At 71.4% G+C, this 12,830-nt stretch carries 13 protein-coding genes; 5 read left to right on the top strand and 8 right to left on the bottom strand.

Annotated elements, in window-relative coordinates; genetic code table 11:
* The first annotated feature begins 132 nt into the window (after positions 1 to 132).
* On the top strand, positions 133 to 699 hold the full coding sequence (locus tag BG418_RS33835) for a hypothetical protein (protein ID WP_188277887.1): 567 nt from the start codon (positions 133 to 135) through the stop codon (positions 697 to 699).
* A 131-nt stretch (positions 700 to 830) separates the two neighbouring features.
* On the opposite strand, the gene BG418_RS33830 is transcribed toward BG418_RS33835, so the two are convergent.
* The 4 genes from BG418_RS33830 to BG418_RS33815 all read right to left on the bottom strand — a co-directional run bounded on the left by BG418_RS33830 (position 831) and on the right by BG418_RS33815 (position 4,857).
* A complete protein-coding gene (locus BG418_RS33830) occupies positions 831 to 1,841 on the bottom strand; it encodes an LLM class F420-dependent oxidoreductase (protein ID WP_188277886.1) in 1,011 nt (336 codons plus the stop codon).
* A 225-nt stretch (positions 1,842 to 2,066) separates the two neighbouring features.
* Complete coding sequence (locus tag BG418_RS33825; RefSeq protein WP_188278321.1) at positions 2,067 to 2,900, bottom strand: DUF5336 domain-containing protein; 834 nt, start codon at positions 2,898 to 2,900, stop codon at positions 2,067 to 2,069.
* 185 nt (positions 2,901 to 3,085) lie between these two features.
* Positions 3,086 to 4,084 carry an N-acetylmuramoyl-L-alanine amidase gene (locus BG418_RS33820; RefSeq protein ID WP_188277885.1) on the bottom strand — a complete coding sequence of 333 codons (999 nt, stop codon included), beginning with the start codon at positions 4,082 to 4,084 and terminating at the stop codon, positions 3,086 to 3,088.
* 125 nt (positions 4,085 to 4,209) lie between these two features.
* A complete protein-coding gene (locus BG418_RS33815) occupies positions 4,210 to 4,857 on the bottom strand; it encodes a class I SAM-dependent methyltransferase (protein ID WP_188277884.1) in 648 nt (215 codons plus the stop codon).
* A gap of 190 nt (positions 4,858 to 5,047) precedes the next feature.
* Here BG418_RS33815 and BG418_RS33810 point away from each other — a divergent pair, with 190 nt between their 5' ends.
* The 3 genes from BG418_RS33810 (at position 5,048) to BG418_RS33800 (ending at position 10,000) form a co-directional block, all read left to right on the top strand.
* Positions 5,048 to 7,204, top strand: a complete 2,157-nt coding sequence (locus BG418_RS33810) for an acyl-CoA dehydrogenase (protein ID WP_188277883.1) — start codon at positions 5,048 to 5,050, stop codon at positions 7,202 to 7,204.
* Positions 7,205 to 7,215: 11 nt separating this feature from the next.
* Positions 7,216 to 8,403 (top strand): lipid-transfer protein, encoded by a 1,188-nt coding sequence (locus tag BG418_RS33805; protein WP_188277882.1) that lies wholly within the window; start codon positions 7,216 to 7,218, stop codon positions 8,401 to 8,403.
* 166 nt (positions 8,404 to 8,569) lie between these two features.
* Complete coding sequence (locus tag BG418_RS33800; protein WP_188277881.1) at positions 8,570 to 10,000, top strand: MFS transporter; 1,431 nt, start codon at positions 8,570 to 8,572, stop codon at positions 9,998 to 10,000.
* Here BG418_RS33800 and BG418_RS33795 read toward each other — a convergent pair whose 3' ends face one another.
* The 4 genes from BG418_RS33795 to BG418_RS33780 all read right to left on the bottom strand — a co-directional run bounded on the left by BG418_RS33795 (position 10,001) and on the right by BG418_RS33780 (position 11,896).
* Positions 10,001 to 10,633, bottom strand: coding sequence for a response regulator transcription factor (locus BG418_RS33795; protein WP_188278320.1), 633 nt, complete (start codon positions 10,631 to 10,633; stop codon positions 10,001 to 10,003).
* Positions 10,634 to 10,733: 100 nt separating this feature from the next.
* Complete coding sequence (locus BG418_RS33790) at positions 10,734 to 10,991, bottom strand: hypothetical protein (protein ID WP_188277880.1); 258 nt, start codon at positions 10,989 to 10,991, stop codon at positions 10,734 to 10,736.
* Between the two features lie 33 nt (positions 10,992 to 11,024).
* Positions 11,025 to 11,525, bottom strand: a complete 501-nt coding sequence (locus BG418_RS33785; protein WP_188277879.1) for a hypothetical protein — start codon at positions 11,523 to 11,525, stop codon at positions 11,025 to 11,027.
* Positions 11,526 to 11,656: 131 nt separating this feature from the next.
* On the bottom strand, positions 11,657 to 11,896 hold the full coding sequence (locus BG418_RS33780) for a hypothetical protein (RefSeq protein ID WP_188277878.1): 240 nt from the start codon (positions 11,894 to 11,896) through the stop codon (positions 11,657 to 11,659).
* A gap of 326 nt (positions 11,897 to 12,222) precedes the next feature.
* On the opposite strand from BG418_RS33780, the gene BG418_RS33775 reads away from it, so the two are divergent.
* Complete coding sequence (locus tag BG418_RS33775) at positions 12,223 to 12,804, top strand: XRE family transcriptional regulator (RefSeq protein WP_317453873.1); 582 nt, start codon at positions 12,223 to 12,225, stop codon at positions 12,802 to 12,804.
* The last annotated feature ends 26 nt before the right edge of the window (positions 12,805 to 12,830 follow it).

The raw sequence follows: 12,830 nt of genomic DNA, 5'->3' as shown, positions 1-12,830 counted from the left end.
CGGAGCGGTGCGTGGTGGTGCGTGGTGGTGCGCGGTGGTGCGCGGAACCCGTACGGAGTCGCCCGGGTGGCGCAGCGCCAGGGGCCGGGTGAGGCTGCCAGCGAGGCCGAACATCCCACCCGGAGGTCCATCGTGCCCAGTACGCTCCCGATCCGCCGCATAGTCGTGGCGGTCGTCCTGTCCAGCACCGTCCTGGTGTCGACGACCGCCTGTGGTGGCGAGACCAAGAACGACCAGGCCAGTCTCACCGCGGCGGAGAGCAGCGCGTCGCCGACCAGTTCCGCCGAGCGCCAGAGACTCGCGAAGACCCGGTTCGTGGCGAACGCGGGGCTCGCGGCGGGCGCGGCGTATCAGTGGATCGTGAAGCCGTTCAAGGCGGGGAAGTTCAAGAAGGGGACGAAGGGGCGGACCGTCGCCCTCGTCAAGGCGGGCGTCGCAGGCGCGTTCACGTACAACCGGCTCAAGGCGGCCGTGCGGAACGCCGAGGGTGACCCGTTGCTGTCGAAGGCGCTTGCGCCGCTGTCGTCCGGTATCGACTCGCTGAAGAATCTGCCTGGGAAGTTGCGGAAGGGGGACGCGACGGATGCGGATGTGGGGACGTTCGAGAACGTTATTAACGGGGTCAAGGGGGCCGGGAAGTCCGCCGGTGCGCCCGTGACGGATCAGGTTCCGACTGCCAGTCAGTTGAACGGCGGGTAGCCCCTTCGGGGCGCGATTGTTGGGGAGCTGCGGGCCGGTGGGGGCTGGTCGCGCAGTTCCCCGCGCCCCTTAAGTTGCTCGGTACCGTAGCGCCCAGCCATCAGGCGCTCAGCCCCGCCAGCTGCGGAGCATCAGCCGTTGAGCTCGGCCAAGAGTCTCAGCGTCTTTTCGTCCGGTGACGTGACCAGCAAGTCCGTCACCGGGCCCTTTTTCCACAACTCCAGTCGCTCCGCTATCCGTTGGCGCGGGCCCACCAACGAGATCTCGTCCGCGAACGCGTCCGGGACCGCCCGTATTGCCTCCTCTCGGTGGCCCTCCGCGAACAAGTGCTGGATGCGGTGGGCCGCCTCCTCGTAGCCCATTCTCGCCATCAGGTCGGCGTGGAAGTTGCGGGCGGCGTGGCCCATTCCGCCGATGTAGAAGCCGAGCATCGCCTTCACGGGCCATAGGCCCTCCGCCACGTCGTCGCAGAGTTGCGCCCGGACCATCGGGGCCACCACGAAGCCCTCGCGGAGGTCGCCCAGCGACGCCTCGTACACGTCGAGGCGGGTCGGGGACCAGTACAGGGGGAGCCAGCCGTCCGCGATCCTGGTCGTCTGGGCGATGTTCTTGGGGCCCTCCGCGCCGAGCAGCAGCGGCAGGTCCGCGCGGAGCGGGTGCGTGATGGGTTTGAGGGGTTTGCCGAGGCCCGTGCCGTCGGCGCCCCGGTACGGGTGCGGGTGGAAGCGGCCGTCCAGCTCAACAGGGCCGCCGCGCCGCAGGACTTGGCGTATGACGTCCACGTACTCCCGTGTCGCCGTCAGCGGGCTCGACGGGAACGGACGGCCGTACCACCCCTCCACCACCTGCGGCCCCGAGAGCCCCAGGCCGAGCGACATGCGGCCGCCGGAGAGGTGGTCGAGGGTGAGCGCGTGCATCGCGGTCGCCGTCGGGGTGCGGGCCGCCATCTGCGCCACCGCCGTGCCCAGGCGGATACGGGAGGTGTGCGCGGCGATCCAGGTCAGGGGGGTGAAGGCGTCCGAGCCCCAGGCTTCTGCTGTCCATACGGAGTCGTAGCCGAGTCGTTCCGCCTCTTGGGCCAGTTCGAGATGGGACGGGTTGGGACCGCGTCCCCAGTAGCCGAGTGCGAGTCCGAGCCGCATGGTGGAGCCTCCCGACGGAATCTGACGAATCGTCAGGGGAGGGTACGGGAACGGCCCCTCGCCCGGAAGGGGCGAGGGGCCGTACGCTCTTCGCGCGGATTTGCCGCCCGCTGCGGTTCGGAGCCCCCTAAGGGGCGCGGGGCTGTGACATTTGCGGCTCCGCCGCGTGCGCGCGACCAGCTCAAGGCGGCCCGCAGTTACATGACCGCACTTCCAGCGGAGCGCTTAGCCGCGCTGGATGCCGGTGGTGTCCTGGAGGACACCGCGGCGGCCGTCCTGCGTCTGCGCGACCAGGGCCGCGCCGCGCTGCTCGACCGCCAGGTACCAGGTGCCGGGCGCGAGTTCCGCGATCGGCGTCGGGGAGCCGTCCTCCGCGTACAGCGGACGGGCCACCGGGACCGCGAACCAGAACGGGGTGAAGTCCCCGGCCGGAGCGGCGGCCGCGGCGGGCTGCTGCTGGGCGGCGGCGGGCGCCGGGGTCTGGCCGCCCTGGCCGGGCTGACCGGCGACCGGCTGGGCGCCGAACGGCTGCTGCTGGGCGCCGGCCGGGTAGCCGTAGCCGCCCGCGGGCTGCTGGGCACCGTAGGGCTGCGCGCCGTACGGCTGCGCGACCGCCGGGCTCGGGGCGCCCATCAGCGGGGCCTTGAGCGGCGCGACCAGCGGGCTGGCCACGGCGCCACCGGCGAGCACGAGCGCCGCGATCAGGCCGAGGATCATGCCGGCGCCGGCGCTGTTCATGTCGACGATGGTCCAGAACGCGGTCCAGGCCGAGAAGATCGTGAACGCGGTGCCGAACTGGGCCAGGTCGAGCCCGGCGATCTTCTTCGGCTGCGGCAGCGCGCGGGCCACGACGATGAGGGCCGCCCCGATGATGCCGGCCAGGAACATGCTCATCAGCAGGCCCAGCGCGTCCCAGGCGTTAGGTACGTTGACCTTGGAGCAGAACGAGCCGACGCACGAATTGTCGATCGAGTAGAGATCGAGGAACGAGGCGATGAACAGCACCACCGCTGCTCCGATCACCACGCCGTCGCCTCGCGTGAGGGAGCGGATGTTCACGTAATAGTCCTTTTGGGTCGTCTCGTCGGGGCGGTCATCGCTGCCGCCGGTGTACGTGCACACGGCGCGAAGCACGAGGGCGGTTCCCCGCCCGGGGGAGAATCTATCGTCTGACCGGGCGGGAAGTCCCCTCGGTGGTCAGACCGTGACCGACCCGCAGCCCGACGACCCGTCGGGAGCGCGCGCTACTTCGTGAGAAAACTGTCGATGCCGTCCGCGATACCCTGTGCGGCCTTCTGCCGCCAGTCCGCGCTCGTCAGGAGCTTGGCGTCGCCGGAATCCTGCATGTTCCCGCACTCGATGAACACCTTCGGCACGGTCGAGAGATTGAGCCCGCCGAGGTCCCCCCGGACGTCCAACCCGGTGCCGTCGCCGATGTAGTTGGAGGGCGGCATGCCCGTGGCGTGGACGAACTTCCCCGCGATCCTCACACCCAGCTCACGTGACGGGGCCACGATCTGCGCGGTGTTCGCCTTTCCGGCGTCCACGAGCGCGGGCAGGATCACATGGAAGCCGTGGTTCCCCTCGGCCGAGCCGTCGGCGTGGACGGAGACGACCGCGTCCGCCTTCGCCGCGTTGCCGATCCGCGCCCGCTCGTCCACGCAGGGGCCCCACGCGTGGTCGTTGTCCTGGGTGTACGTGACGGTCGCGCCCAGCTTCTCCAGGATCGCCCGCAGCCGGTGCGAGACGTCGAGCGTGAACGCGGCCTCGGTGTAGTCGCCGCCGATGGTCTCGGTGCCGGTGGTGTCGCATTCCTTCTTGTTCGTCCCGATATCGACCTGGCGGTTGATCTCGGTCGCGTGCTGGAAGTTCTTCGGGTTGTGCCCGGGGTCGATCACCACGACCTTCCCGGCGAGCGGGCCGGAGAGGGGGCCGACGGGCGGCGCGGACTGGGTGGACGGCGAGGGGGCCGCGGCGGTGCCGCCCGACGGGGTCGCCGTCACGGTCACCGTCGGCGTCCTCCCCCCGGCCGGTCGCTTGTCGTCCGTGGTCGTGTGCGGCGCCGACCGGCTCGGCAGCGGCAGCACCTTCGCCTTGTCGTCGTGGCCGCCGGAGCCGTCCATGGCCTGCCACACCAGCCACCCGGCCAGACAGGTCGGGACCAGGGCGGCGGTGGCGATGACGAGGTTGCCGCGCAGGCGTCGCCGGCGGCCGGGCGTGGGGGACTCGCTGTCGTACGACACGTTGCGATGCTAGCGGGGACGGCCGCGCGGGGCGGTCACCCCGCGTACGGCGAAGGGGTGCATCGCGCAGTGCGCCGGGGGCCGTGTCGTGGAGTGCGCCGGGAGGTCCGCCGTGGAATGCGGCGTCACACTCCGGCGCGCGTGCGGCGCAGGACGCGCAGCGAGTCCGTCGCCGAGACCTCGGTGAACGCGCCGGACGCGAGGGCCCGCAGATAGACGCGGTACGGGGCCTGGCCGGTGAACTCGTCGACCGGGTCCGGGAAGACGTCGTGGATCACGAGCATCCCGCCCTCGGCGACGTGCGGCGCCCACCCCTCGTAATCCGCGTTGGCGTGCTCGTCGGTGTGCCCGCCGTCGATGAAGACGAGCCCGACCTCGCCGCCCCAGGCCCGCGCGACCTGCGGCGAACGTCCGACGACGGCGATGACGTGGTCTTCGAGGCCTGCCTTGTGCAGGGTGCGGCGGAAGGTGGGCAGCGTGTCCATCAGGCCGACCTCGGGGTCGACCGTCTCCGGGTCGTGGTACTCCCACCCGGGCTGCTGCTCCTCGCTGCCCCGGTGGTGGTCGACGGTGACGGCGACGGTCGCGGCCGCGCGGGCGGCGTCGGCCAGCAGGAGCGTGGAGCGCCCGCAGTAGGTGCCGACCTCAAGGAGCGGCAGCCCGAGCGTCCCGGCTGCCACCGCCGCGTCGTAGAGCGCCAGTCCTTCCCGTACGGGCATGAAGCCCTTGGCGGCCTCGAAGGCGGCGAGGATCTCCGGCTTGGGTGTCGCCATGGCGTGGCTCCCGGGAGTCGTACGTGGGTGGTCACCACATGCGCGAGGCGAATGTGGCTGGGCGCCACATGCTAATCCCCGTGTTCGGTTCCGTTGTCTGTGATCCGCTTCTCATCTGACCTTCCGTCAGATTGGAACGTGTTCTAGTCTGTCGCCGTTCCATCGGCGGCCGGGCGGCGGGGGAGTGCGCATGGGCATCGGGATCACGCGGGAGCAGCGGGAACTGGCCGAGGCCGTACGCGGCTGGCTGGCCCGGGCCGTACCGGTCGAGGAGGTGCGCAAGCTGCTCGACGCCCCGGCAGGGGCCACCACGCGGCCGCCGTACTGGGACGCGCTGGCCGAGCAGGGGCTGCTCGGCGTCCACCTCGGCGAGCGGTACGGCGGCGGGGGTCTGGTGGAGCTCGCCGTGGTGCTGGAGGAGGCCGGGCGGGGTGCGCTGCCCGGGCCGTATCTGCCCGGCGTGCTCGCGGCGGCGGTCCTGGCGCGGGCCGGGCACGACGCACTCACGGACGCGATCGCGACCGGCGCCCGTACCGCAGCCGTGGCGCTCGGCACCGGGACCCTGACCGCCGAGGCCGTGGAGGACGGCTTACGGCTCGACGGGATCGTGCCGCCGGTCCTGGCCGGTGGGCAGGCGGACCTGCTGATCCTGGCCGCCGCGCGCGACGACGGCACGGTGTGGCTGGCGGTGGACGCGTCCGCGCTCGACATCCGCACCCACGACAGCGCCGACCCCACTCGCCCCACCGCCGAGATCGCGGCGCGGGGTGTGGTGGTCCCCGCCGAGCGGGTGCTGGTGGTGGACGACGGTCTCGTACGGGATCTGGCGGCCGTGCTCTTCGCCGCCGAAGCGTGCGGCACGGCCGCGTGGGCGCTGGAGACGGCGGTCCAACACGCCCAGGTGCGAGAGCAGTTCGGGCGGCCGATCGGGAAGTTCCAGGCGGTCAAGCACCTCTGCGCCGACATGCTGGTCCGGCTCGAACAGTCCCGTGCGCTGGTGTGGGACGCGGCGCGGGCGGCGGACGCGTCTGCGGAGGTACGGGGCTTGGTCGCCGCGCTCGCGGCCGCCACCGCCCTGGACACCGCGTTCTCCTGCGCCAAGGACTGCGTCCAGATCCTCGGCGGGATCGGCTTCACCTGGGAGCACGACGCCCACCTCCATCTGCGCCGCGCCCTGGTCGCGCGCCAGCTGCTCGGCGCCGGGGACGCTCACCGGCAGCGAGCCGTCCGGCTCGCCCGGGCCGGGGCGCGGCGGGTGCTGCGGATGGAGCTGCCCGGGCGGGCGCGGGCGTACCGGGACGCGGCCCGGGAGGCGGCCGAGTCCGTACGCGGCCTCGACCCGGCGGCGGCCCGCCGCGCCCTCGCCCCCACCGGCTACGCGGCGCCGCATCTGCCCGCGCCCTACGGCCTCGGCGCGGATCCGGTCCAACAGCTCGTCGTCCAGGAGGAGTTCGCGAAGGCGGGGGTCGTGGTGGCCGAGCTGGGGATCGGCACCTGGGTGGTGCCGTCGCTGCTCGCCCATGGGGCGCCCGCGCAGCAGGAGCGTTACCTCCCGCCGACCCTGCGCGGCGACCTGCTCTGGTGCCAGCTGTTCTCCGAGCCGGAGGCGGGGTCGGACCTGGCGTCGCTGCGTACGCGGGCCGAGCGCACCGAGGACGGCTGGCGGATCACCGGCCAGAAGGTGTGGACGAGCGCGGCGCAGTGGGCGGACCACGGCATCCTGCTGGCGAGGACCGACCCGGGGGCGGCGAAGCACGAGGGCCTGACGTACTTCCTCGTCGACATGAAGAACACCCCGGGCATCGACATCCGCCCCCTCCGCGAACTCACCGGCGACTCCCTCTTCAACGAGGTGTACTTCGACGGGGCGCTGCTTCCGCCCGACGCGGTCGTCGGCGAGGTCGGCGGCGGCTGGCGGGTCGCGCGCAACACGCTCGGCAACGAACGCGTGCATATGGCCGACCAGTTGACGTTCGACACGGGCCTGGAGGCGCTGCTCGCTTCGTCCGACGACCTGGACGGCTCGTATCGCGCCCGGATCGGCGCGCTGGCCGCCGAGGCGCACGCGCTCGCCTGCATCGGGCTGCGGACGACCATGCGGCAGGTGTCGGGTCTGGAGCCGGGGGCGGGCGCGAGCGTACGGAAGCTGGTGCAGACCGTTCACCAGCAGAAGGTGGCCGAGCTCGCCCTCGAACTCCTGGGCCCGGCGGGCGCGGTGGCCGAGGGCGCGGGCGAGCGGGCGATCCACGGCTTCCTCATGTCCCGCTGTCTGACGATCGCGGGCGGCACCACCCAGGTCCAGCTGAACGTCGTGGCCGAACGGATCCTCGGCCTGCCGAGGGATTGAGGAGTACGGACGTGAAGAGCTTTGTGGTCGGCGTGGGCATGGCGAAGTTCGAGAAGCCCGAGTCGCGGGAGTGGCAGTACTGGGACATGGCGCGGGAGGCGGGCACGAAGGCGCTCGCCGACGCGCGGATCTCGTACGGGCAGGTGGAACAGGTCATGGCCGGGTACTGCTTCCAGCCGTCGACGGCGGGTCAACGGGCGGCGTACGAACTGGGGTTGACCGGCATCCCCGTCCACAACGTCAACAACAACTGCGCCACGGGTGCGAGCGCGCTGATGCTGGCGCGGCAGCTGGTGGAGGGCGGGGTGAGCGAGTGCGTACTGGCGCTGGGGTTCGAGAAGATGAAGCGGGGTGCGCTGGGCGGGGGCGCGGACGGCTCCGACTTCTCGACGTCGCCGGTGGCGCGCCACTACGCGGTGATGGCGGCCGCCCACGGCTTCGAGATGAGCCCGCCCACCGCGCAGATCTTCGGCGACGCGGCGCGTGAGCACATGGAGCTGTACGGGACCACGGCGGCGCAACTGGCGGCCGTCGGCGCGAAGAACCACCGGCATTCGGTGAACAATCCCAACGCCCAGTTCCAGTGGGAGTGTTCGGTGGCCGAGGTGCTGGCGGCGCCGGTCGTCCACCGCCCGCTGACGAAGTTCCAATGTTCCCCGACGTCCGACGGCTCGGCGGCGGCCGTGGTCGTCTCCGAACGCTTCGCCGACGCGCACGGCCTGGCGGACCGGGCCGTGGAGATCGTCGCCCAGGCGATGACGACGGACACGGAGGAGTCGTTCGCGTCCGGGCGGTGCATCGACGTGGTGGGGGTCGGAATGACGCGCTCCGCTGCGCGGGCGGTGTACGCGCGGTCGGGTCTCGACATCTCGGACGTCGATGTGATCGAGCTGCACGACTGCTTCTCGATCAACGAGCTGCTGACGTACGAGGCGCTCGGAATGTGCGGGGAGGGGGAGTCGGGGAAGCTGGTGGAGTCGGGGGCGACGACGTATGGCGGCCGGTGGGTGGTGAACCCGTCGGGCGGCCTGATCTCCAAGGGCCATCCGCTGGGAGCGACAGGTCTGGCGCAGGTGGCGGAGGTGGTGTGGCAGCTGCGGGGGGAGGCGGGGGTGCGGCAGGTGGGGGGCGCGGGGGTCGGGCTGACGCACAACATCGGGTTGGGCGGGGCGGCGTCGGTGACACTCCTACGGAGGTAGGCCCCATCGTGCTGGGTTGCTCGCGCAGTTCCCCGCGCCCCTAGGTATTTAGGGGCGCGGGGAACTGCGCGACCAGCCCCCACCGGCTCGCAGCCGACGAACTCGGCCGCCCGCCAAGGGCTTTCGGGAAGGGGCGGGGTGGGGAAAGAACCGCCCGGCTGCGAGCATGGCCCGCATGGTCCAAGCGCCCGCAGACACCGCGATACCCACCCGCACACCCGCCGCGCGAACCTGGCTCGTACTCCTCGCCGCCTGCGCCGGGCAATTCCTCGTCGTCCTCGATGTCTCCGTCGTCAACGTCGCTCTCCCCTCCATGCGGACCGGCCTCGGGATGACCCCGTCCGGGCTGCAGTGGGTGGTCAACGCCTACTCCATCGCGTACGCCGGTTTCATGCTCCTCGGCGGCCGCGCCGGAGACCTGTTCGGGCGCAAGCGCATGTTCCTCGTCGGCCTCGGCCTGTTCACCGCCGCCAGTCTCGCCGGCGGGCTCGCGCAGGAGGGGTGGCAGCTGCTGCTCGCGCGGGGCGTACAGGGCCTCGGCGCCGCCGTGCTCGCGCCGTCCACGCTCACCATCCTCACCGCCGCCGTCCCGGAAGGCGCCGCCCGTACAAGGGCCATAGGGACCTGGGCGGCGGTCGGCGCGGGCGGCGGCGCGGCGGGCGGACTCGTCGGGGGCGTCCTGACCGACACCCTGTCCTGGCGCTGGGTGCTGCTCATCAACGTGCCCGTCGGCGCCCTCGTCCTCACCGGCGCCGCCCTGTGGATCACCGAGAGCCGCGCCGGTGCCCACCAGCGCCTCGACCTGCCCGGTGCCGTCCTCGTCACCAGCGGGCTCGCCGTCCTCGCGTACGGCATCGTCCAGACCGAACAGGCGGGCTGGACCGCGCCCGAGACGCTGGCCCCGCTGTTCGGCGGGCTCGCGCTGCTCGGCGCGTTCCTGGCCGTGGAGGCGCGCGCGGCGGCCCCGCTGATGCCGCTGCGGCTGCTGCGGATCAGAGCCGTCTCGTCCGCCAACGTCGTGATGTTCGCCTGCGGCTCGGCGACCTTCTGCACCTGGTACTTCATGACGCTGTACGCCCAGAACGTCCTCGGCTACACCCCGCTCGGCGCCGGATGCGCCCTGATCCCCAGCTCGTTGAGCATCGTCCTCGGCGCGAAGATCGCCCCGCGCCTGATGCCGGTGACCGGTACGCGCAACCTCACCGTCATCGCCCTGCTGATCGCCGCCGCCGGGTTCGGCTGGCAGTCCACGATGCAGGCGGGCGACCCGTACTGGATGTCGATCCTGGTGCCGGGCATCTTGATGATGACCGGTGCCGGGCTCGCCACCACCCCGCTCGCCGCCCTCGCCACCTCCGGCGCGGCGCCGGGCGAGGCCGGACTGGTCTCCGGGCTCGTCAACACCTCCCGCACGATGGGCGGCGCGCTCGGCCTCGCCACGCTGTCGACGGCCGCCGCCGCCCGCACCGGCTCCTCGCTCACCCCCGACGCCCTCACCGACGGCTACGCGCTGGCCTTCCGCACCGGCGGGTTCGTGCTGATGGCGAGCATGGTGGTGGCGCTGGTGTGGCTGCCACGGGCCACCAGTAAGCGGTAGCTACAGCCAACCCTGCTGCCTCGCCGCCCGCACCGCCTCCATGCGGTTGCGCGTCTGGGTCTTGCCGATCGCCGACGAGAGGTAGTTGCGTACCGTCGACTCCGACAGATGCAGCTTGCCCGCGATGTCGGCGACGGTCGCGCCGTCCACCGACGCGTTCAGGACGTCCACCTCGCGGGCGGTGAGCGGGTTGGCGCCCGCGCTGAGCGCGGCGGCGGCGAGCGCCGGGTCGATGACGGTCTCGCCGCGCAGGGCCCGGCGGATCGCCTCGGCCAGGTCCTCCACCGGCCCGTCCTTGACGAGGAATCCCGCCGCGCCCGCCTCCATGGCCCGGCGCAGATACCCGGGCCGCCCGAACGTGGTGAGGATCAGCACCCGGCACTCCGGGCACTCCTCGCGCAGCTGCGCCGCCGCGTCCAGGCCGCTCAGGCCCGGGAGTTCGATGTCGAGGAGGGCGACGTCGGGGCGGGAGGTGAGCGCCGTCTCGACGATTCGGTCGCCCGCCGCCACCTGGGCGACGACCTCCATGTCCTCCTCAAGCCCGAGCAGCAGGGCGAGAGCACCGCGCATCATGCCCTGGTCCTCGGCGAGCAGGACTCTTACAGATTTGACCGGCCGGTGTTCCTGGGGCATCTCATCCACACGATGAGCCTACGGGGTGTGCCCCGGTCAGGGCGCGGAAGAGCCCCGGTCGGCGTCCGCGGTGAACGCCGACCCGGGCCGCATCAAGGGGTCAATCCTGTTGGGGCAGGAGGATGAATCCCCGGGTCGGGGCCTGCTGCTTCCCTGGGAGTTCAGGGCGGGTCGCGAGCAGCTTTGCCATGACATCCCCCAGCACGTCAGGGGCGATGGGCTTGCGGGTCGACGGCTCGGCGCTGTCGTACACGCCCCACCTCCCCGCCGGGGCCTCCGGATCCACCGGCGCGACCACCCACGGGATACCCATCCGCCGCAGCTTGGCGTCCGTCCGGCGGGCTTCGTCCGCATCCATTGCCCTCACCTCTCAGTCGTAGGTGCAGGAAGCCTAGCCATCGTCACCGTCCCCGCCGCCTCCCGAGCAGTGGGAAGCGCAGTTGCCGGGGTTGATCGGCCCGCACCCTCCCGGCTTCGGGGTGTGAGAGCAGTTCGCGGCCACGGCGACCAAGGCCGTGGTCGGTCCCGTCCACAGCTCGCAGTCCACGCCGTACCCCGCCTGTTCGATCAGCGCTACCGTGCGGGTCAGCGCGTGAGGGTCGTGCCGTTCCCGGTCGGGGCGCTCGGGCCAGTGATGCACGAACCGGCCGAGCCGGTCACAGAGCTTCTCGTACAGGTTCGTGTGCAGGATCAGCGCGTGCCATCCCTCGTCCACGATGTCGGACGGGGTGATCTTCACCGTGGGGAACTGGGCAGCAGCTGCCACGAACTTGATCGCTTCCGTCACGATCCGCTGTGCCGTAGCGTCGGGCATGTCGGGGTTGTTGTCGCGGACTGTTGCGACCACACCCCCGAACCCGTCAGGGGTCAGCAGGGTCCGTGCGTCGCGCATGTGCGGTACCTCCCTGATAGGGGCCCGCCCTGGTTGCTCGACCTGTCCAGGGGTTTCCACCAGCCGGGGCGGGCACTTGGACCTCACCCGGCCAACTCCGCTTCACGATCGCGTGCGGCCGGGCGAGGGATCTAGGAACGCGGGAGACGCTGGGCGTTACGGTGATGCCGGTGCAGGGCCCGCAGTTGGAGGAGTTCGCGGTCGTTTGCGTCCCGTACCGCGATGGCTCGTGTGTGCCAGCGAAGCCCGGACGGGCGGGTGAGTGTCAGCACGAGCCCGCGCTGCTCGCGTACCTCCCCGACCATCTGACTGGCCGCGTCGTACACCGGGGTCCCGGGCTTCCATGTCGTGTTCAGCGCGTCAGAGGTCACTTGCTACCCGCCTTCTCCGGAGCGCGTGTTGTAGCCATGCGCCGCATCGTGGCGCACCCTTCCGGACCTATCGCCGCATCTTCCGGGGACAGTTGGGGCGTTCGTCGGTACGGTCTTGAGAAGGCCCGAACGTCAGCGTCGAAGGGGTTGACTTGAACACCGCCTTACGCTCCGCCATGGACGATGCGGGTGTCACGCCCCGCCAGTTGGCACACCGGGTGGGGGTATCGCTGAAGCAGGTGGAACGATGGCTCGCGGACGCGGCACTGACACCGCACCTACGGAACCGCGAGGATGCCGCTCGGGCGCTGGGAGTAGATGAAGAGATGTTGTGGCCGCAGGCAGTGAAGGACCGGATCAAGACAGGCAACGACCGGGAGATGGTTCACAGTTATCCCTATCGGTCCGCCTGCCCATCGACCGTGTGGGCCGATCTCGTCGAAGGCGCGACGGCCGAACTGTTCTTCGCCGGGTTCACCAACTACTTCTTCTGGACCCAGGTTCCTCAGTTCTCCGAGACGATCCGGCGGAAGGCCGAGGCGGGGTGCCGGGTCCGCTTCCTGCTCGGGGACCCCGAGGGCGAGGTGACACGTCAGCGTGAGGCCATCGAGGATGTGGCGCTGACCGTATCCACCCGCATCAGGACCACGTTGGAGCATCTCGACCGCCTCGGCCCTGCGGAAGGCGTGGAGACGCGATTCTCATCGTCTCTCGACGCGATCAATCACGTGAGCCTGTCCGTGTTCCGGTTCGACCACGAAGCCCTCGTCACCCCCCATCTGGCGCGCCTGGTCGGCCACGACTCGCCCCTGTTGCATCTGCGCCGCCAGGGGGACGGGGGCATGTTCGACCGGTTCGCGGAGCACGGCGAGGAGCTGTGGGAACGGGGCAAGCCCCGACAGCCCTGATCATGCCGTTCTCCCCATCATCCCCA

Source organism: Streptomyces sp. CBMA152 (genome assembly GCF_014596475.1).
In the GTDB taxonomy this organism is placed as follows: Bacteria; Actinomycetota; Actinomycetes; order Streptomycetales; family Streptomycetaceae; genus Streptomyces.
This window is presented reverse-complemented; position numbering and strand designations above follow the sequence as displayed.